Origin of the sequence: Faecalibacterium sp. AM43-5AT (assembly GCF_003603345.1) — a bacterium.
GTDB classification, from domain to species: Bacteria; Bacillota; Clostridia; order Oscillospirales; family Ruminococcaceae; genus Faecalibacterium; species Faecalibacterium taiwanense.
The window spans coordinates 1-392 of record NZ_QVGZ01000008.1; the positions used below are offsets into that span (position 1 = coordinate 1).

General features: G+C 46.2%; 1 rRNA gene. It reads right to left on the bottom strand.

Going from position 1 to position 392, the window contains the following annotated elements:
- Window positions 1-187: ribosomal RNA gene (locus tag DW937_RS10060) — 16S ribosomal RNA — on the bottom strand; the annotation flags it as partial.
- Window positions 188-392 lie beyond the last annotated feature (205 nt).

The window sequence follows — 392 nt, forward strand, 5'->3', positions numbered from 1 at the left end:
CCGTGGGCTTATGCGGTATTAGCAGTCGTTTCCAACTGTTGTCCCCCTCTTTGAGGCAGGTTCCTCACGCGTTACTCACCCGTTCGCCACTCGCTCGAGAAAGCAAGCTCTCTCTCGCTCGTTCGACTTGCATGTGTTAGGCGCGCCGCCAGCGTTCGTCCTGAGCCAGGATCAAACTCTTTATAAATGATATTTATCACTTAAAAGTGTTAAATCTTGTTCGCTCAGCACGCAATCGCTTGCGTCCTGTGTGAATTACTTTTGGAATTGTTTTTAGTGTTTTTCCAAACACTTAAAAGGTTCCTTACAAGTTTTTTCGATATTGTTCAATTTTCAAGGTCCTGTGCGCCTCAGCCTTTCGGCTGACGACCTGTTTATTTTACCACCGAAGT